16 protein-coding genes are annotated in these 18205 nt (G+C 53.3%); 2 read left to right on the forward strand and 14 right to left on the reverse strand.

The window, feature by feature from the left end:
• Window positions 1-64: 64 nt before the first annotated feature.
• The 4 genes from ACQY6F_RS01410 to fabB all read right to left on the reverse strand — a co-directional run bounded on the left by ACQY6F_RS01410 (window position 65) and on the right by fabB (window position 8029).
• Entirely contained in the window at window positions 65-4225 is a 4161-nt protein-coding gene (locus ACQY6F_RS01410; RefSeq protein WP_428771715.1) for a FimV/HubP family polar landmark protein, read from the reverse strand.
• Between the two features lie 216 nt (window positions 4226-4441).
• Window positions 4442-5455 (reverse strand): aspartate-semialdehyde dehydrogenase, encoded by a 1014-nt coding sequence (locus ACQY6F_RS01415; RefSeq protein ID WP_428771717.1) that lies wholly within the window; start codon window positions 5453-5455, stop codon window positions 4442-4444.
• The gene (locus ACQY6F_RS01420) at window positions 5452-6585 is read right to left on the reverse strand and encodes a 4-phosphoerythronate dehydrogenase (protein WP_428771719.1); all 1134 of its coding nucleotides are present in this window, start codon (window positions 6583-6585) and stop codon (window positions 5452-5454) included. The genes ACQY6F_RS01415 and ACQY6F_RS01420 overlap by 4 nt, the downstream gene beginning before the upstream one ends.
• 232 nt (window positions 6586-6817) lie before the next feature.
• A complete protein-coding gene (gene fabB / locus ACQY6F_RS01425; protein WP_428771721.1) occupies window positions 6818-8029 on the reverse strand; it encodes a beta-ketoacyl-ACP synthase I in 1212 nt (403 codons plus the stop codon).
• Between the two features lie 127 nt (window positions 8030-8156).
• Between fabB and mnmC the strand changes: the two genes are divergently transcribed.
• Window positions 8157-10169 (forward strand): bifunctional tRNA (5-methylaminomethyl-2-thiouridine)(34)-methyltransferase MnmD/FAD-dependent 5-carboxymethylaminomethyl-2-thiouridine(34) oxidoreductase MnmC, encoded by a 2013-nt coding sequence (gene mnmC, locus ACQY6F_RS01430; protein WP_428771723.1) that lies wholly within the window; start codon window positions 8157-8159, stop codon window positions 10167-10169.
• Between the two features lie 125 nt (window positions 10170-10294).
• Here the strand turns inward: mnmC and ACQY6F_RS01435 are convergent, their stop codons facing one another.
• From ACQY6F_RS01435 to prmB, 5 genes are all read right to left on the reverse strand, one after another.
• Window positions 10295-10819 (reverse strand): NADPH-dependent FMN reductase, encoded by a 525-nt coding sequence (locus ACQY6F_RS01435; protein WP_428771725.1) that lies wholly within the window; start codon window positions 10817-10819, stop codon window positions 10295-10297.
• A gap of 125 nt (window positions 10820-10944) precedes the next feature.
• Window positions 10945-11208, reverse strand: coding sequence for a YfcL family protein (locus ACQY6F_RS01440; protein ID WP_428771727.1), 264 nt, complete (start codon window positions 11206-11208; stop codon window positions 10945-10947).
• A 15-nt stretch (window positions 11209-11223) separates the two neighbouring features.
• Window positions 11224-11772, reverse strand: coding sequence for an elongation factor P hydroxylase (locus ACQY6F_RS01445; RefSeq protein ID WP_428771729.1), 549 nt, complete (start codon window positions 11770-11772; stop codon window positions 11224-11226).
• Between the two features lie 117 nt (window positions 11773-11889).
• On the reverse strand, window positions 11890-12975 hold the full coding sequence (aroC, locus tag ACQY6F_RS01450) for a chorismate synthase (protein ID WP_428771731.1): 1086 nt from the start codon (window positions 12973-12975) through the stop codon (window positions 11890-11892).
• 221 nt (window positions 12976-13196) lie between these two features.
• The gene (prmB, locus tag ACQY6F_RS01455; protein WP_428771733.1) at window positions 13197-14129 is read right to left on the reverse strand and encodes a 50S ribosomal protein L3 N(5)-glutamine methyltransferase; all 933 of its coding nucleotides are present in this window, start codon (window positions 14127-14129) and stop codon (window positions 13197-13199) included.
• Between the two features lie 62 nt (window positions 14130-14191).
• On the opposite strand from prmB, the gene smrB reads away from it, so the two are divergent.
• Window positions 14192-14722 (forward strand): endonuclease SmrB, encoded by a 531-nt coding sequence (gene smrB, locus ACQY6F_RS01460; protein ID WP_428771735.1) that lies wholly within the window; start codon window positions 14192-14194, stop codon window positions 14720-14722.
• Between the two features lie 25 nt (window positions 14723-14747).
• Here the strand turns inward: smrB and flhB are convergent, their stop codons facing one another.
• From flhB to fliO, 5 genes are read right to left on the reverse strand one after another with little or no spacing between them, the layout of a single operon-like run.
• On the reverse strand, window positions 14748-15878 hold the full coding sequence (flhB, locus tag ACQY6F_RS01465; RefSeq protein ID WP_428771737.1) for a flagellar biosynthesis protein FlhB: 1131 nt from the start codon (window positions 15876-15878) through the stop codon (window positions 14748-14750).
• Window positions 15879-15887: 9 nt separating this feature from the next.
• Window positions 15888-16670 (reverse strand): flagellar biosynthetic protein FliR, encoded by a 783-nt coding sequence (fliR, locus tag ACQY6F_RS01470; protein ID WP_428771739.1) that lies wholly within the window; start codon window positions 16668-16670, stop codon window positions 15888-15890.
• Window positions 16671-16678: 8 nt separating this feature from the next.
• Window positions 16679-16948 carry a flagellar biosynthesis protein FliQ gene (gene fliQ, locus ACQY6F_RS01475; protein WP_428771741.1) on the reverse strand — a complete coding sequence of 90 codons (270 nt, stop codon included), beginning with the start codon at window positions 16946-16948 and terminating at the stop codon, window positions 16679-16681.
• A gap of 11 nt (window positions 16949-16959) precedes the next feature.
• Window positions 16960-17832, reverse strand: coding sequence for a flagellar type III secretion system pore protein FliP (gene fliP, locus ACQY6F_RS01480; RefSeq protein ID WP_428771743.1), 873 nt, complete (start codon window positions 17830-17832; stop codon window positions 16960-16962).
• On the reverse strand, window positions 17819-18202 hold the full coding sequence (gene fliO, locus ACQY6F_RS01485) for a flagellar biosynthetic protein FliO (protein WP_428771745.1): 384 nt from the start codon (window positions 18200-18202) through the stop codon (window positions 17819-17821). The genes fliP and fliO overlap by 14 nt, the downstream gene beginning before the upstream one ends.
• Between the last annotated feature and the right edge of the window lie 3 nt (window positions 18203-18205).

Consider the following 18205-nt stretch of genomic DNA (forward strand, 5'->3'; position numbering starts at 1 on the left):
GACCAAATGATAAGGGGAACCCTGACGAGTTCCCCCCTCTGTATGCTGCGAATAACCGCGTCAACTAATTGGCATTTATCTCATCAATCAGACGCTTGGCCTGGCGGCGGATGTCATCGCTGCCATCCACGATGGCCGATTCCAGCAATTTTTTTGCCCCGTCTGAATCGTTCATTTCCATATAGATTTTGGCCAGATCCAGCTTTCCGGCGGCCTCTGCGTTGGCGTCCACGTCGGTTTCCCCCACCTGACCAATCACATCAGGAAACTCATTTAACCCTACGTCCAGGTTAAGAATCTCCTGCTCTTCGTGATCCAAATCCTGCCCTTCCATCTCCGCCATTAGCTCTTCAATGGTACGTAGCTGATTGGACTTAGGGTCAAAATCGGCCAACAGTTCCTGATCCGCCCAGTTTTCATCCATCGCTGCCGCAATCGGATTACTTTCATCCCAGACTTTGGCTTCTTCTGCCGGAATCTCGTCTGGAATTTGCGCCTGTTGCTCCGGAGACAGAGTAAAACCGTTCCAGTCTTCCCCGCCCACATCTAACATCGCATCCAGGTCCATACCCGCACTGTCGGCGATGGTCTGGTCTAACTGGCCTTGAATATCAATGGCCGGTTTTGCATCTTCGGCCTCCTCAAGCATCGAATCAATACTCTGTTCATCAAAGCCCGAAGGTTTATCCGTATCTGCTGCAAACTGGAACGCGGCGTGCAGCGCATCCTGCTCGCTGCTCAGATCTTCCGTACCGAAGGTTTCTTCCATGGTCGGAATGTCTACAGGGCTTAGGTTAAAATCTTGCAGCTCCCCGGTTTCGGATGGCATGTCCGCCTGAGCGTCTTCTTCACCATATTCCGGCAGGTCATCAATGTCGTAGTCCAGATCATCGGACGATGCTGGCAACGCTTCACTATCCGTTGTGGCAGGCTCATTCGCCATCGCGGCTAGCGCTTCCTGCTCGTCGTATTCCGGCAACTCGGACAGGTCTATCTCTAGCTCGTCATCAGCCGCTTCTGCTGGTGAGGCCGATTGCGCTTGTGGCTCAACTTCCTCGGGTAGCTTATCGTCAACTGACTCCAACCCCATATCCGCCAGCGCATCCTGCTCGCCGTACTCCGGTAACTCGGACAGGTCTATCTCTAACTCGTCATCAGCCACTTCTGCCTGTGGCCCGGCGACCTCAACCGGTTCATTGTCTACTTCTACTGGCTCTCGTGCCAAATCCGCCAGCGCGTCCTGTTCGCTGTATTCCGGCAGCTGTGACAGATCGATATCCAGCTCATCGTCGCTCTGTTCGGCTGATACACTGGCTGCCACTGCAGCTTCATCAAGTGAAAGTTCGCTGGATTCGGCGGTTTCCGCACCGAAATCATTGCTTACCGATGCTTCACCATCGAGTAGCTGGTTAATTTGCTGTAACTGATCGTCGTCAACCAGCCAGTCGTCGTCCAGAGGCGTACCAAATTCATTTGCCGCCGGTTCAGGTTTGTTTTCCGTTGCCGGAGCCTCGTGAGCGGAATGCAGAGAATCGCTCTGCTGCTCGTCAGCCAGATCTGCAACCGTTTCCGCTGGACTCGCTCCTGTGCTGACTTCCGGATCAGACGCGAATGCATCAGCCAGGTCGGTCTCCACATCAGCGTCAGCGAAATCCTGTTCGGCGCCTTCAACCTGAGGGGCGAAGTCGAACCGCTCGTCAGACAGTTCATCTGGCTCTTGCACTGCTTGTTGAACCGAGTCTTCTGGCGACTCTTCAAACAGGCTCGTTTCATCAGCTTGTTCGATTTGAGCGATCGCCTCACTTAACCAGTCGTCATCAGACTCCTGCGCATCTGCTACTGTCTCGACATTGCCCTGCTCTGCGGACGATTCGGGTTGTGACTCACTCTGGGCTTGATCCGGCAGCGAATCACTTTCTGGAACCGAGTTGATCAGGTCATCGATAAATGCCTGACTGGAGTAAGCCTGCTGTTCATCGTCAGCTTGATCGAGCGGACTGTCAGTAGCCGCCAGCGGCTGGTCTTGTGCTTCTTCGCTGTCGATACTGAGCAACTCATCAAACAGCGCCAGACTGTCATCATCGAGCGGCTCCTGATCAAGTTGATCCGTTTCGCTAGCGTGCTGCGAATCGAACAACTCATCCAGTGACTGGGCAAACAAATCTTCGCCGTCTTGCTCTGGTTCATCGTCATCCAGCAGTTCATCCAACAACTCGGTACTATTCTCATCAACCAGCGGTTGCTCATCAAACAGCGAGTCATCAATCGACAGCTTGTCGGCGTTTTCGGTCGTGGCAGCTTGCGGCTCTTCGGCCTGAGTATCATCCAGCCCGATCAACTGTTCAAATTCATCTTCTAGCGACGCTGGCTCCCGATCGGTTTGCGTTAACTCGCGATCGATCCATTCATCCAGTAGGTCGGTACTGTTTTCATCTGGCAGCGGTTCGTCGTCCAGCATATCATCCAGCAGCGTTTCGCTTTCTGATTGCGGTTGCGTCGGTTGAGCAAATTGCTCGAACAGGTCATCGATATCCGTATTGTCGAGTTCTGATGCATTGTCCTGATCTACCGAAGCGACACTCGGTTCATTATCTGACTCATCGCTCAGGTCAAAATCAAACTCATCCAGCTCATCGGCAGCGGAAGACAAATCCAGTTCTGAGACTTGTTCAGCCGCCTGCTGGTCTTCTGCCAGCGGCTCTGAGTCTTCAAATTCACCGGCCAGTAAGCTCTCGATATCTTCCTGCGACAAAGCACCTTCATCGGACAAATCAAAATCGCCGCCGTCACTGTCATCTTCAGACACCGCCTGCTCAAGCGCCCGCTCCATTTCTTCCAGACCGAGGGCTTTCTCATCACCACTGACGCTGATATCAGTGGTTGACGTATCAAGTTCAGTTAAATCGGCTCCCAACTCGGCCAGATCAGTGTCCAAATCTCCGTCGTCACCGATACTGGCAAAAGGATCGTCTCCATTTTCGTCTTCGAGGTTGAAATCCAGTTCGCTGCTATCGAGATCGGCAAAAATATCATTCTGGTCCGCTGCTGGTTCATCATCTTCGAGATCAATCAGCTCATCGGATTCGTCATCCAGTTCACCAAACAAGTCATCATCCAGCAGCAGGTCGTCTTCGATATCGTCATCGATGGCGTGAGCCAAACCTGCCGCCATCATCGGATCGGCAACGCTCTGGGTTTCTGCTTGCGGCGCCTCTGCCGTCTCTTGCTCGCTCTTACGTGAACGGCGGCTAAATAGCCACAGACCCAATGCCACAATAAACAGACCCGGAATGCTCGCCAGTGCAGCCAGAGACCAGCCATTAGACAATATTTTATCCAGGGTGGTTGGCGCCAGTTGCTGCTCCTGAACTTGCCGCGCCCGCTCTTCGGCCAGCAGTTTTTCTACTTCGCTGCGAATACGGTTTTCGTCGCTCAGTTCACCTTTCAGAACTTCAACTTCAGACTGCACCTCTGACAACATCAGGCGTAATTTATGGTTTTTTTCTTCCAGCGCCAGTAGTTCCGTTTCCGAGTTATTCTGTGGCTCGGCCAGTTTCGGCACTTGGTTGGCCGCGTTTTCCTGCGCAGCAGGAGCGACTGGAACTGGTTTGGCAGACGGTTTGTCAGCAGTGGGCTGACTGGCTGAGCTTGCCTGGCTGTCCGCTGTTTGAGCGTCATCGACTTTAACACTTTGGCGGTTGCTTTCGACTTTCTCCGCCGTGAGCGGCTTAACTGGCGTTGCCGGCTGTAGTTTGGCAACCGGTTCTACCGGCTGCGGAGTGGCTGGCGCTTGTTGCTGATTTAGCCGCGCCTGATGCGCTTCCATGATGCGCACCGCTTCCTGGGTCGAGACGCCTCTGACCTGAGCCAGTGACGGAATACGCAGTACACTTCCCGGGATCAGGCTGTGAATATTCTGCTCTTCAAAAGCCTTAGGATTTAGGCGATAGATTGCCAGCAGGGTCTGCTGCACGGAAAGGTTGGCTGCGGGGCGTAATCGGCTGGCGATACTCCAGAGTGTATCGTTATCACTGGTTGGTCCGTAAAATCTTGAAGGCTCGGACGATTCACTGGCAGAGCGGTTGATTGGCTCAGCAAACTGTGGCGAGGTCTGTACTTCACCATTAGGGCCAATCAGGCGAATACTTTCTGCATTAACCAGTGAGGTTTGAGTCATAGCGACCATTGCTAGTGGCAACAGCAACCGTTTTAAAATTCGAAGCATAGGAGACTCAGCGAGTTGTGTTCTCGGTTTGAAGACAAAGATCCGTTAAATATATCGGATATCGTGGGCAAAACTATAGCCCGTAGGGTAAAAAATGTGTGGCAAGCATGATAATCGCAGTAAGCTCACACAAATTGCCGCCTGAGATGAGCATTTAATTAAAAGCCCCGAAAAACGGGGCTTTCTATACCGGTTAACCAGGCTAACAGGTGAACCTTAGTAGTAATCGCGGATCAGCACTTCGGCGATTTGCACGGCATTGGTCGCCGCCCCTTTGCGCACGTTGTCCGCCACCACCCACAGGTTGATACCGCTTGGGTGGCTGATGTCATTGCGAATACGCCCTACCATCACATGGTCCTTACCGCCGGCATCGCGTACCTGGGTCGGAAAATCTTCGCCGTGGAAGACTTCCACACCCTCGGTGTGTTCCAGCAGCTCTACCACCTGTTGCGCGTCAATCGGTGCGCGGGTTTCCAGGTGAATTGCCTCAGCATGACCATAGAACACCGGTACCCGAACACAGGTAGGGTTGACGGCAATGGTCTGGTCATTAAAGATTTTCTGGGTTTCCCAGACCATCTTCATCTCTTCTTTGGTGTAACCGTTGTCCATAAACTGGTCGATTTGCGGAATACAGTTAAACGCGATCTGCTGGCTAAACTGGCTCGGCTCAGCCGGAAGACCATTCAGCAGCTTAGCCGTTTGACCGGCCAGCTCATCAATACCCGATTTGCCCGCGCCGGAGACAGACTGATAAGTGGACACATTAATCCGCTCGATACCCACCGCGTCATGGATAGGTTTGAGCGCCACCAGCATCTGAATGGTTGAACAGTTTGGATTGGCAATAATATTGCGGTTACGAAACTCAGCAATCGCTTCCGGGTTCACTTCCGGTACTACCAGCGGAATGTCGTAGTCGTAACGGAAGTGTGAGGTGTTATCGATCACCACCACACCGGCATCGGCGGCGATTGGTGCCCACTGTTCCGACAATGCTCCCCCCGCTGAAAACAGGCCAATATGCGCTTGCGACCAGTCGAATTCTTCGACATTTTGTACCCGAACTGTTTTACCATTAAAGCGGTATGTTTTACCTTCACTGCGTTCACTGGCCAGCAGGAATAATTCGCCTACCGGAAACTTTCGCTCCTGCAGTACTTCTAAGATGGTTTCACCCACCGCACCGGTCGCGCCCAGCACGGCGACATTATATTGTTGGCTCATTGAGTTACCTCTACTTTAAAACCTAGTTTAGCCAGGGGAGCGAGCTGACAGTGAGCATCACCCACCAGAGTTATTGCGCTGTACTCGCGGCGATCCCAATACTGTTTACGCATCTGATCGAAGGCTCCCGGTCTGGCTATTTCACGCCGGAATAAGGCGTCATCTTTGCGCACATCATAGATGATTTGAGTCAGATTGTGCAGCGTTGCTTCATCCCAGGCACGGTCCAATAACACTCTGGGCAGCGGCGCAGTCGGCAACAGATCACTGGCCTGGGCCGAGAGGGAAATGCCCAGAAATTCGCAGTAACTATTGAAAATCATCGTCGTTCCGCGCGCCTTACCTTCCAAGCCATAACCGGCGACATGAGGAGTGGCAAAGGCCAGCAGCGGCAATAGTTCCATATCCACTTCGGGTTCAAACTCAAACACATCCAGCGCTGCACTAAAACCGTCATTCCGGGCCAGGCGCTGTTTTAATGCCTGGTTATCCACCACCGGGCCACGGGCAGCATTGATCAGAATCTGGTCAGGGCGCAGTGCAGCGAGTTCATCGGCGCCAATCAGGTGGTGGGTCGGATGCTCACCCGCACGGGTCAGCGGTGTGTGCAGGGTAATGATATCCGATTGTTCCAGCAGCGTATTCAGCGGGGTAAACTCGCGGCTGTCACCTCCGGCCTGCTTAGGTGGATCGTTAAGCAACACCCGAATACCGATCCCTGCCAGGCAGTCGGCCAGATAGCTGCCAACCTGACCGGCACCAATGATACCGACGGTTTTATCAAACACCGAAAAGCCCTGTTGCTGCGCCAGCACCATCATGACGCTGAACACGTATTCGGCCACGCCGACTTTGTTGCATCCTGGCGCTGCGGTGAAATAGATGCCCCGTTCGGCCAGCAATGGCTGGTCAACGTGGTCCATGCCTGCGGTCGCGCTGCCGACAAATTTTAGCCGGTTGGCTTTAGCGATCAACGCCTGGTCAACTTTGGTTACCGAGCGGATCATCAGCGCATCAACATCAACCAGATCATCTGCAGTCAGATTGCGCCCCGGTTTTAAGATCACTTCGCCAAGTTGGCTGAACAGCTGCTCGGCATAAGGCATATTTTCATCAATCAGAATTCTCATAGCGACAGGTAATCAAATGGTTGGTGGATTAGGGGCTAGATTGTGCAAGAAAGGGCTGGCGCTGTCGAGGGATTCCGGCTGTCCCGGCAGCAGAAAATAAAAGGCCCGGCCGAAGCCGGGCAAATATCCAGAACCTAATGGTTTTACCCCGCTCTCCATGGGATAAAACCGGCGTCTGTTCGGTCAGTAGTACTGACCCGCTCTGGAAACTGGTCGCTTAACCGCTTGGGGATTAAGCTTGATACTTTTTGATCACCAGAGTGGCGTTAGTGCCACCGAAACCAAAGCTGTTAGACATAACCGTGGTCAGCTCGGCTTCGCGAGTTTCAGTCACGATATCCAGGCCAGCAGCCGCTTCGTCAAGATTGTCCACGTTGATGCTTGGCGCGATAAAGTTGTTGTCCAGCATCAGGGTTGAGTAGATGGCTTCGTGCACACCTGCCGCACCCAGCGCGTGACCGGTCATGGCTTTAGTCGCTGAAATCGCCGGGCTGTTACCACCGAATACGTCTTGAATTGCACCCAGTTCTTTTACATCACCAACCGGTGTAGAAGTACCGTGAGTGTTAACGTAATCGACGCTGTCGACGTCCTGCATCGCCATCTTCATACAACGAATTGCGCCTTCACCTGAAGGAGCCACCATATCGTAGCCGTCAGAAGTCGCGCCGTAACCGACGATTTCGCCGTAGATTTTGGCACCGCGAGCCAGAGCGTGCTCCAGTTCTTCAACCACAACCATACCGCCGCCACCAGAGATCACGAATCCGTCACGGTCAGCGTCATAAGTACGGGAAGCTTTGTCTGGAGTGTCATTGTATTTGGTCGACAGGGCACCCATCGCATCAAACATCATAGTCAGTGACCAATCCAGTTCTTCACCGCCACCGGCGAAAACGATGTCCTGTTTACCCAGTTGGATCAGTTCCATCGCGTGGCCGATACAGTGAGCAGAAGTGGCACATGCCGAGCTCATTGAGTAGTTCACCCCACGGATTTTGAACGGCGTTGCCAGACAAGCTGAAACGGTTGACGACATGGTACGAGGCACCATGTAAGGACCAACGCGCTTAACGCCTTTTTCACGTAGGATATCGACTGCAGCAACTTGGTTCGCAGAAGAAGCGCCGCCTGAACCGGCCACAATACCGGTACGCTCGTTAGAGACCTGGTCTTCAGACAGGCCCGCATCCGCGATAGCTTGTTCCATTGACAGGTAAGCAAACGCCGCCGCATCACCCATAAAGCGCATTTTTTTACGATCAATATGGTCAGCTGGGTTCATTTTCAGATTACCCCAGACTTGAGAACGCAGACCAACTTCCTTGAACTGCTCTGAGGCTGTGATACCTGATTTCCCCGCCTTCAAAGACGCTAGAACTTCTTCGACGTTGTTACCGATACTTGAAACAATACCCATACCGGTGATTACGACTCGTTTCATGAGACCTTCCTAATAATTCACAAATCCGCTAGATAATAGCGAAGATACATTACAAAAGTGGTCAGCTTTCCCTTAAATTCGTACAATCCGTTCCAATTTATCGTCCTGAAGACAAGATACAGCCAATATGACTATTATCCGCAATGCACATCTGGACTGGAATGAAGCCGGTACCCCGGTCTCCGACCAGTTTGACGACGTCTATTTTTCCAATGTAAACGGCCTGGAGGAAACCCGTTATGTGTTCCTGACCCAAAACCAGTTGCCCGAGCGTTGGCAACAGTTTGACCAGCGTCGATTTGTGATTGCCGAAACCGGGTTTGGCACCGGCCTCAATTTTCTCGCCGCCTGGCAATGGTTTGACCATTTCCGTCAGCAGAATCCCGAGGCTACCATGCAGGAACTGCACTTTATCAGTTTCGAAAAATACCCCATCAGCCAGTCTGACCTGGTGAAAGCTCACCAGGCCTGGCCCGAATTAGCCCGCTACGCGGAAAAGCTGCAACGCCATTATCCAATAGCCGTACCTGAATGTCACCGCATAGTTCTGGACGACGGTGCCGTCACGCTGGACTTGTGGTTTGGCGATATTAAAGACTGCCTGCCCCAGGTACCTACCCAAGCTCCAGGCCTGGTCGATGCCTGGTTTTTGGACGGTTTTGCCCCGAGCAAAAACCCCGAGATGTGGAACCAGACTCTGTTTGATGGCATGGCCAGGCTGGCGAAGCCGGATTGTACCTGCGCCACTTTTACCGCCGCCGGTTTTGTGCGCCGGGGGCTGATTGACGCCGGCTTTGCGATGAAAAAAGTCAAAGGTTTTGGCACTAAGCGGGAAATGATCAGCGGCAGCTACCAAGGCGACGGAACAGCCGGGAATTTGCTTCCCTGGTATCAGCGTACTGGCAGCGCAACCTGCGATGACATTGCCATTATTGGCGGCGGGGTGGCCAGTGCGACTCTGGCCCAGAGTCTGGTCCGGCGCGGTAAAAAAGTGACCCTGTATTGCCGTGACGGTAAACCGGCCCAGGGGGCATCGGGCAACCGTCAGGGCGCGGTTTATCCGCTGCTCAATGGCAGCCACAGCGGCGTGTCGCGGGTCTTTGCACCGGCATTTCTGTTCGCCCGCCAGTTCTACCAGCAGGTAAGCCAGTCGGTTAAGTTTGACCATGACTGGTGCGGCGTCACTCAGCTGATGTGGGATGATAAATCCCAGGCCAAGCTGGAGAAAATGCTCCAGGGCGGTTTCCCTGCTGAGCTGGTTGTTGCGCTTAACCCACAACAGACCAGCGACACCATCGGCCTGCCGGTGGATATGGCCAGCGTCAGCTATCCGCTTGGTGGCTGGCTCTGCCCGGCGCAGCTTACCGAGGGCGTGCTTACCGCCCTTGCCGAGGCAGGCAAGATAAAACTTAAGTTAAACCACAGCATCGACCAGCTCGACTGGGATGAAGAACAGCAGTTGTGGATCTTGACCAGCGGTCAGGGCCAGCATCAGCACCATGCGGTGGTGGTCGCCAATGGCCATCAGTTCAGCCAGTGGCAACAGACCCAATCGATTCCATTGGGGCAAGTCAAAGGCCAGGTGAGCCATATCCCGACCACCGACACTCTGCAGCAACTGAAAACGGTCCTCTGCTATGACGGCTATATGACCCCGCATAATCCAGCGAACATGCATCACTGCATTGGCGCCAGTTACGACCGTGAGCACCTGGATACCGAGTTTGACCCGTTCGCCCAGCAAAGCAACGGTGACAAACTGGCTCACTGCGTGCCGAATCAATCCTGGCCAGGAGAAGTGGATACCAGCGGTAACCTATCACGGCAGGGGATCCGCTGCGTCAGTCGCGACCACCTGCCGTTCGTTGGCAATATCGGCGATTTCGAGCAGATTCTTCAGCAGTACGCCAACTTGCAGTCCATGACGGCCGAACAGGCGCCTCCAGTCGCCCACTACCCTAACCTGTATGCCCTATTAGGCTTGGGCTCACGCGGGCTGAGCTCAGCACCGCTGCTGGCCGAAACGCTGGCCTCACAGATTTGCGGCGATCCTCTGCCTTTACCGGTAGAGGTGTTAAACGAACTGCACCCCAGCCGGATGTGGATTCGCCGGCTGCGCAAAGGCAAGGCAATTGTCTGAGCCCAAGTGACTGGTAATATCTAGCGTCAATATTATCCGCGGCTGACAGCACGGAAATGCAGACAATAAAAAACGCCTTATCGTAATGTAAGGCGTTTTTTTAATGCTAGCGAATGAGCGGCAGATTACCCCAGTTGGCTAACCGCCTGTTTGAGCTGCTGAGCAATCTCTTGGTTGGTCACGGTGCCGGAGGCCAGGTCGAAATTGTCATAAAAGTTGGGTACCGAAAGCGACGCTTTGACGTTGCCGCCAAAAAACGATGCGGAATTCACCGCAGCAGACAGTACTGACGTCGCGCCGCCCGGGCCGGGAGAGGTCGCCAGGTAAACAGCCGGTTTATCCTGAAATACCGAACGCTCAATCCGGGTCGCCCAGTCAAACAGGTTTTTATACGCTGCCGGGTAGTGACCATTATGTTCAGCGAACGAGATCACATACGCATCCGCATCTGCCAGATCACGCAGAAAACCCTGCGCCCCTTCGGCGTGGCCGATCTCTTTTTCAGTGTCTTCACTGAACATAGGTACGTGGTAGTTGTTGATGTCCAACACCGTTACTTCAGCATTTTCGACTAAGTTCGCGGTGTAACTTGCCAACGCTTTATTGATCGACGTAGAACTGGTAGATGCACCAAAAGCGACAATTTTCATAACCTTACTCCTTACCCTTAAGTATTAACAACTAGAATAAAGATCCAGGCTAATCTCAACAACCAGAATTTTTGTACGAATTCGTTCCAAAAATTCGAACAATAATTGTACGAGATATGGAACGATTACAGTTGATTTTGCAGCTCCAGCCACAAATCCTGCACAATAGTGCGGTCCGCCGGGGTCAGTTCGCTACGGGCTTTTTCCAGGCTGGCATTCACAAGCTGTTTCAACTGAGCCACATCGTTAATGCCCTGCTCTTCACATTCCGCGGCAGAGAGGGATATATGCCCGCGCAGATAGCCTCCGGCAAACAGTTCATCATCCGAAGCGGCATGGATGCGCGCATCGATCAGCTCCAGCAATTGCTCTTCATATTCTGTAATCATAATTAACTCTGTAGGTTATCGTACGATGAAATCATCAGCCACCAGCGGGGCGGTGTGATAAAACGAACGCAGTGCATCGGACAGCTGCTGCACTCTGGGGGGAAGCCCTCGACGCAAAATGGTCAGCACTTCCTGCTGAACTTTTGTCATAAAGCCGAGCCTGTCCGGTTCAAAATCGCCGTGTAGATTGTCACAACTGACACTAAAAGGAAACCCGGCGCTGCGCGACAGGATCCATTCGTAAGCCTGAGGACGGATTTCCACCTGCTCAAATTCAGCCTGAACCGTTTCACTGCGACCGTCCGGGTGATACCAGTAACCGAAATCTTCCAGCAAACGCCGCTCTGGCCCGGCCACACACCAGTGGGCAATCTCGTGCAGTGCCGACGCATAGAAGCCACGCGCAAAAACGATCCTGTGGTACGGAACCTGGTCGTTGGCCGGTAAGTAGATCGGCTCCTCGCCGCCTAACACCAGCTCGGTGTTATAAGTGGTAAAGAACGTCTGATGGAAAATGTCGATCAGATCCTGATAGTGGTGATTGGCAATGGTGGTCTCTGTCATAACGTCAATAGGCTTCAAACTAACGCGGCATTTTCGCTTTTTTTCATCGCCGGGTAAACGGCAGCCAACAAAAAGGCCCACAGAATGTGAGCCTTGATTAACACACTGAAACCCGATTTATATGATCGGCGTTTCGGTACTGACGCCCTGGTTCTGACCACGGTGGCGCAGCAGATGATCCATCAGCACGATCGCCAGCATGGCTTCGGCTATCGGCACGGCTCGAATGCCGACACAAGGGTCATGACGACCTTTTGTGATCAACTGGGTCGCTTCACCCTGCCGGTTGATGGTATCACCCGGTACCGTGATACTGGAGGTCGGCTTCAGAGCAATATTAGCCACGATCTCCTGGCCGGTCGAGATACCACCCAGAATACCGCCGGAGTGGTTGCTGCCAAACCCTTGCGGAGAAAGCGGATCGCGGTGCTGGCTGCCTTTCTGCTTCACGACATCAAAACCGTCGCCGATTTCGACCCCTTTCACCGCGTTGATGCTCATCAGCGCGTGGGCGATATCGGCGTCGAGGCGGTCAAATACCGGCTCTCCCAGACCGACCGGCACATTGGTGGCCACCACCTGCAGCTTGGCACCGATCGAGTCGCCCTGCTTTTTCAAGTCACGGATCAACTGGTCAAACTGCTCGACTTTATCTGCGTCCGGGCAGAAAAACGGGTTGTTTTCGATCTCGTTCCAGTCCACTTTGTCGATCGACACATCGCCCATCTGCGACAGGTAAGCACGAATTTCGACGCCAAACTGCTGCTTCAGATACTTTTTGGCGATAGCACCGGCGGCAACCCGCATTGCGGTTTCACGTGCCGACGAGCGACCGCCACCGCGGTAGTCACGAATACCGTATTTCTGATGATAGGTGTAATCAGCATGACCGGGACGGAACTTATCTTTGATCTCCGAGTAGTCTTTTGAGCGCTGATCGGTATTTTCAATCAACAGGCCAATGGAAGTGCCGGTGGTTTTGCCTTCAAAGACGCCGGAGAGGATTTTTACCTCATCGGGTTCGCGACGCTGGGTGGTATAGCGCGAAGTCCCGGGACGACGACGGTCCAGATCTGTTTGCAGATCGGCTTCTGTCAGTTCTAACCCCGGAGGGCAACCATCAACGATACATCCCAGTGCGATACCGTGACTCTCTCCGAATGTGGTTACCCGGAAGTGTTGTCCGATACTGTTTCCTGCCATTATGTCCTCAATTATTCCGACTGCGACCGCAAAGCGGCAACCATTTCCGGGCTGGCTCAGGTCGCCAATCGTTATTTATGCAATTCTTGGTGGATTCATAGTGGCGTTATTCAGATTTGAAGTAAAGCCCCAATGCCCATCAAAACTGCAATTCTTGGCGCAAATAAAAACGCCAGGTGCAATACCTGACGTTTTTCACATTGAATAGTTGGCGAATCCGCTTAGTCGCGGTAAATGGAGAACTCGTCGCGGATCTCGGCCAACTGGGCTTTGGTCAGCATAAACACCCCATGGCCACCGTGTTCAAATTCAATCCAGGTGAACGGAATATGCGGATACTGCTCGATCATATGCACCATAGAGTTGCCCACTTCGCAGATCAGTATGCCGTTGTCAGTCAAATAGTCTGCGGCGTTGGCCAGGATACGGCGCACCAGCTTCAGACCGTCGCTGCCCGCTGCCAGACCCAGTTCCGGCTCATGGGTAAATTCCTGCGGCAGGCTGTTCATGTCTTCTTCATCCACATACGGTGGGTTTGACACGATCAGGTTGTACTGCTCTTGCGGCAGATCGCGGAACAGATCGGAGCGGATTGGGAACACCTGCTGCTCCATGCCGTGATCCTGAATGTTTTGCTCAGCGACCTGTAGTGCATCCGTCGAAATATCAATCGCATCGACTTCGGCATCCGGGAATGCGTGGGCACAGGCGATAGCGATACAACCACTGCCGGTACACATGTCCATGATCCGCATGGGTTCTTCAACCAGCCATGGCTGGAAGTTGGCCTGGATCAGTTCGGCGATCGGTGAACGAGGGACCAGCACGCGCTCATCAACATAAAATTCCAGGCCACAGAACCAGGCTTTGTTGGTCAGGTAGGCCGTCGGCGTACGTTCATTAATGCGTTTCACCACCCGCTCCACCACCCGCATCCGCTCACTGCTGGTCAGACGCGAATTCAGCACATGGGATGGAATGTCGATAGGTAGATAGAGAGTCGGCAAAATCAGCTGAACCGCTTCATCCCAGGCGTTGTCAGTTCCGTGGCCAAAGAAAAGGTTGGCCGCGTTAAAACGGCTGACGGTCCAACGAATCAAATCTTGAAGTGTATGCAGTTCAGACACCGCTTCTTCTACAAAAATCTTATCCAAAATTAACTCCGAAAAGCGCTACAATACTGCCAGTAATTTTGATTTAGCTGCCAAACACCCTTATGAGCAAAAAAGACACCGATTCCGATGACGATTTCACCCTGTTTCAGCAAGCAGTACAAGGCGTAAAAAAGTTGTCACAGGATACCATAGTCCAGCAACCAAAAAGAAACAGTAAACAAAAAGAAATTCGCCGCACCAGCCGCGAGGCTGCCGACAGTGAATTCTATTTTTCTGATGAGTTCGTACCGCTGCTCAGTGAAGAGGGCCCGACCCGTTATGCCAGAGACGATGTGTCACAATATGAAGTGAAACGACTGCGACGCGGCGTCTATGTACCGGATGTGTTTCTCGATATGCACGGCATGACGCAGCTGGAAGCCAAGCGGGAGCTGGGGGCGATGATCGCCTACTGCGTCAAAAACAACGTTCACTGTGCTTGTGTTCAGCACGGTATCGGCAAACATATCTTAAAACAGAAAGCGCCGCTGTGGCTGGCACAGCACCCGGATGTAATGGCGTTCCACCAGGCACCGCTGGAATTCGGTGGCGACGGCGCGCTGCTGGTACTGCTGTCGATTCCGGAAAAATAGTAACGTGTTTTCATGACGCGTTTTTTTAATGACGATAGTCAGGCGGGATCGGCAGCTCGGACGATTTTAACTGCGGCCGCTGGCCCCCCCGGCGACGGTACTGCTTGAGCTGGAATACATAGGCCAGGACTTGAGCCACCGCAGTAAACAGGCCGTCCGGGATCTGTTGCTCCAACTCTGTGCTGTGGTAGAGCGCCCTGGCCAAAGGCGGCGCAGGCACGACATAGATATCGTGTTCGCGGGCCACTTCACGAATTTTCATCGCCATATGGTCGGTCCCTTTAGCGATCACCACCGGCGCTTTATCGCTGTCTTGCTTATAGCGCAGTGCCACGGAAAAGTGCTCCGGGTTGGTAATCACCACATCCGCTTCGGGAACCGCGGACATCATACGACGCTGCGCCGCTTCCCGCTGCAACATGCGAATGCGGCCTTTGACTTCCGGTTTCCCTTCCGTCTCCTTGTATTCGTCTTTGACTTCTTGTTTGGTCATCTTAAGCTGGTTGGCGTGCTGCCAGATCTGGAACGGAATATCGATCGCCACCACGATCAGCAGCGAGCAGCTGATCAACAATACAAAATTAAGCAGGATATCCAGCGCGTGGAAAATATTGTCGGGAAACACATCCATGCTGAGCTGGAACAGATCGGCTTTGGCAGCGTTAATCAGATAAAACGCCATCCCCGCCACCAGGGTAACCTTGAGAATCGACTTCAGCAGCTCAACCCAGCTCTGCATACCGAACATTCGCTTCAACCCACTGAGTGGGTTCATTTTCGATAGTTTAGGCCGCGCCGCTTCCGCAGAAAAATTGATGCCGCCCAGCCCGGCCGCGCCTATCATCGCGGCAACAAACAGCGTGACCAGTATCAGCGCCAACGGCCCGAGCAAATTGGTCAGGCTGCCGAGGGCGATGTCACCCAGTTTGACAAAATCGAACACCTCTTCCCGGCTGAGACTGAACAGCCGCGACATCACGGCAAACAGTGCCCGGGCCAGCGCCTCACCAAACCACATCAGCGAGATAGCCCCCACCACCAGAACCGAAACCGACGCAAGCTCTTTTGAACGGGCAACCTGCCCTTTCTCCCGAGCTTGCTGCAGCCTTCGGGGGGTGGCGTCTTCGGTGCGTTCCTGACCGTCTGATTCTGCCATCGCCGCCTCCTAACAGGTTAACCGGATAAAGTCACAGATTTGCTGCTCTCCCTGCAACCAGAATAGCTCATAGTGACTATACAGGCCGCTGATGATGTACCAGCACAGCAACAGGCCGACGATAAGGGCAAAAGCGAAGCCGAGCGAAAAGATATTCAGCTGTGGCGCTGCCCGGGTCATTACGCCAAACGACAGGTTGATGGTCAGCAAGGCAATAATGCCGGAAAGCGACATGCTCAGCGCCACCTTAAACATAATACCCAGCCAGCTCGCCAGCTCGCGGTAATCGGCTGCGGCGAGTGCACCACTGCCAATCGGCAGCGAACGAAAGCTCATCACTACCAGCTGAATCATTTTCAGGTGACCGTCGGTGGCGAGAAAAAACATGGTGGCCAGAAACATAAACAGCTGGCCAAGCAGCGGGGTATTCTGACCGTTGGCCGGGTCCACCATCGAGGCGAAACCCAGACTGGACTGCATACCGAGGATCTGGCCGAGAATGACGAAAGTCTGAATCATAAACTGGGTAATGGTGCCCATCGCGACCCCGATGACGATCTGCTCCAGCAACACCATAAAACCGGCAAACGACAGCAGCTCTATATCGGCGGGAGCGGCCGGGATCACCGGCATGGCCGCCAGGGTGATCGCCAGAGACAGATAGAGCCGGATACGGGGGGAGACAAAGCGGGCACCGGTGACCGACATCACCATCAACATGGCGCCGATCCGGGTCAATGGCCAGAAGTAACTGGCAATCCAATCGAGTACGACACTGGCTGGAAACTCCATAGCTTTACCTAGTACAGCACCTGGGGCAGGCGTTCAACCATGGAAAAGAAAAACTCCATCATCATCTGGGTCATCCAGTGGGCGAACAGCATCAAGGCTAACAGGGTAACTATCAACCTCGGTAGAAAACTCAGCGTCTGTTCGTTAATCGATGTGGCAGCCTGAAACACCGCTACCATCAGACCCACCAGCAAACTGGGCACTATGATGGCACACACCATGATCAACACCATCCACAGTGCATCTCTGAATAACTCGACGAATATTTCAGGTGTCATAAGCGACTCCGCTAGAGGGCAAAACTGCCCGCCAGTGTTGATAAGATCAGGTTCCAGCCATCCACCAGCACAAACAACATCAATTTAAATGGCAGTGATACGATCATCGGCGATAACATCATCATACCCATCGCCATCAGTACCGATGCCACCACCAGGTCGATGATCAAAAACGGCAGAAACAGCATAAAGCCTATCTGGAACGCGGTTTTCAGTTCAGAAGTAATAAATGCCGGGATCAGAACCGCCATAGAAACGTCTTCCGGGTTAGCCGCATCCGAACCGGAGATATTGACGAAGGTTTCCAAGTCTTTAACCCGGGTCTGCTTGAGCATGAACTCTTTCATCGGCACCTGAGCCACGTCAAACGCCTGGCGGGCGCTGATCTGCTCATTGATATACGGTTGAATCGCCTGATCGTTTATCCGGCTTAATACCGGCGACATAATAAAGAATGTCAAAAAGATGGCGATGCCGATAATCACCTGATTAGACGGGGTCTGCTGCAGGCCCATCGCCTGACGCAATATCGACATCACGATCACGATCCGGGTGAACGACGTCATCAGAATGACCATCGCGGGCAAAAAACCCAGCATGGTCATCAGCGCCAGTATTTGCAGGTTGATCGAATAATCTTCGCTGCCATCCGGGTTGGTCGTCATGGTAAAGGCAGGAATACCGCCACCACCGCTGACGCTGCCTGCGGCTATGGTGCGCGAATTGGCCGTCTCCTGCTCCATCGCAGTCACTGTGATATCTGATGCCCCTGCGGCATTGGCCGGAATCGGCGTATCCAGCTCCTGCTGAGCCAGTGCCAGACTGCTCAGCAGGGAAAGCAGTATTAGAACAAACCAACGGATGACGACATTATTTCGATTCATTTTTCTTGATCAGTTGGGAAAATTGGCTGGCGAACGAGTTCACTGCGACTTCATCTTGGGCTAATGGTTTATCCAGCTTGGCGATCAACTGGATGGATTGGCTGGTTACCCCGACCAGGTATTGCTCTTCGCCGGCCTGAACGATCACTACCCGCTCTTTGGTGCCGACTGACAGCTGACGGACAATGCTGAGGCCTTTCTGATTGACCAGAGCAGGTACCTGCATCCGCTTCAAGAGCCAGGCCAGGCCGAGGATAAAAACGATAACGAACAAAAGCGACCCAAAGGTGGTCGCCCAATCTAACTGGCTGGTGGGTGCTGCGCCAGCCACCGCGGGAACAAGTAACGTTCCAAGCGTCAATACGCGCATAAT

It is taken from the genome of Vibrio sp. (assembly GCF_050299255.1).
Taxonomy (GTDB): Bacteria; Pseudomonadota; Gammaproteobacteria; order Enterobacterales; family Vibrionaceae; genus Vibrio.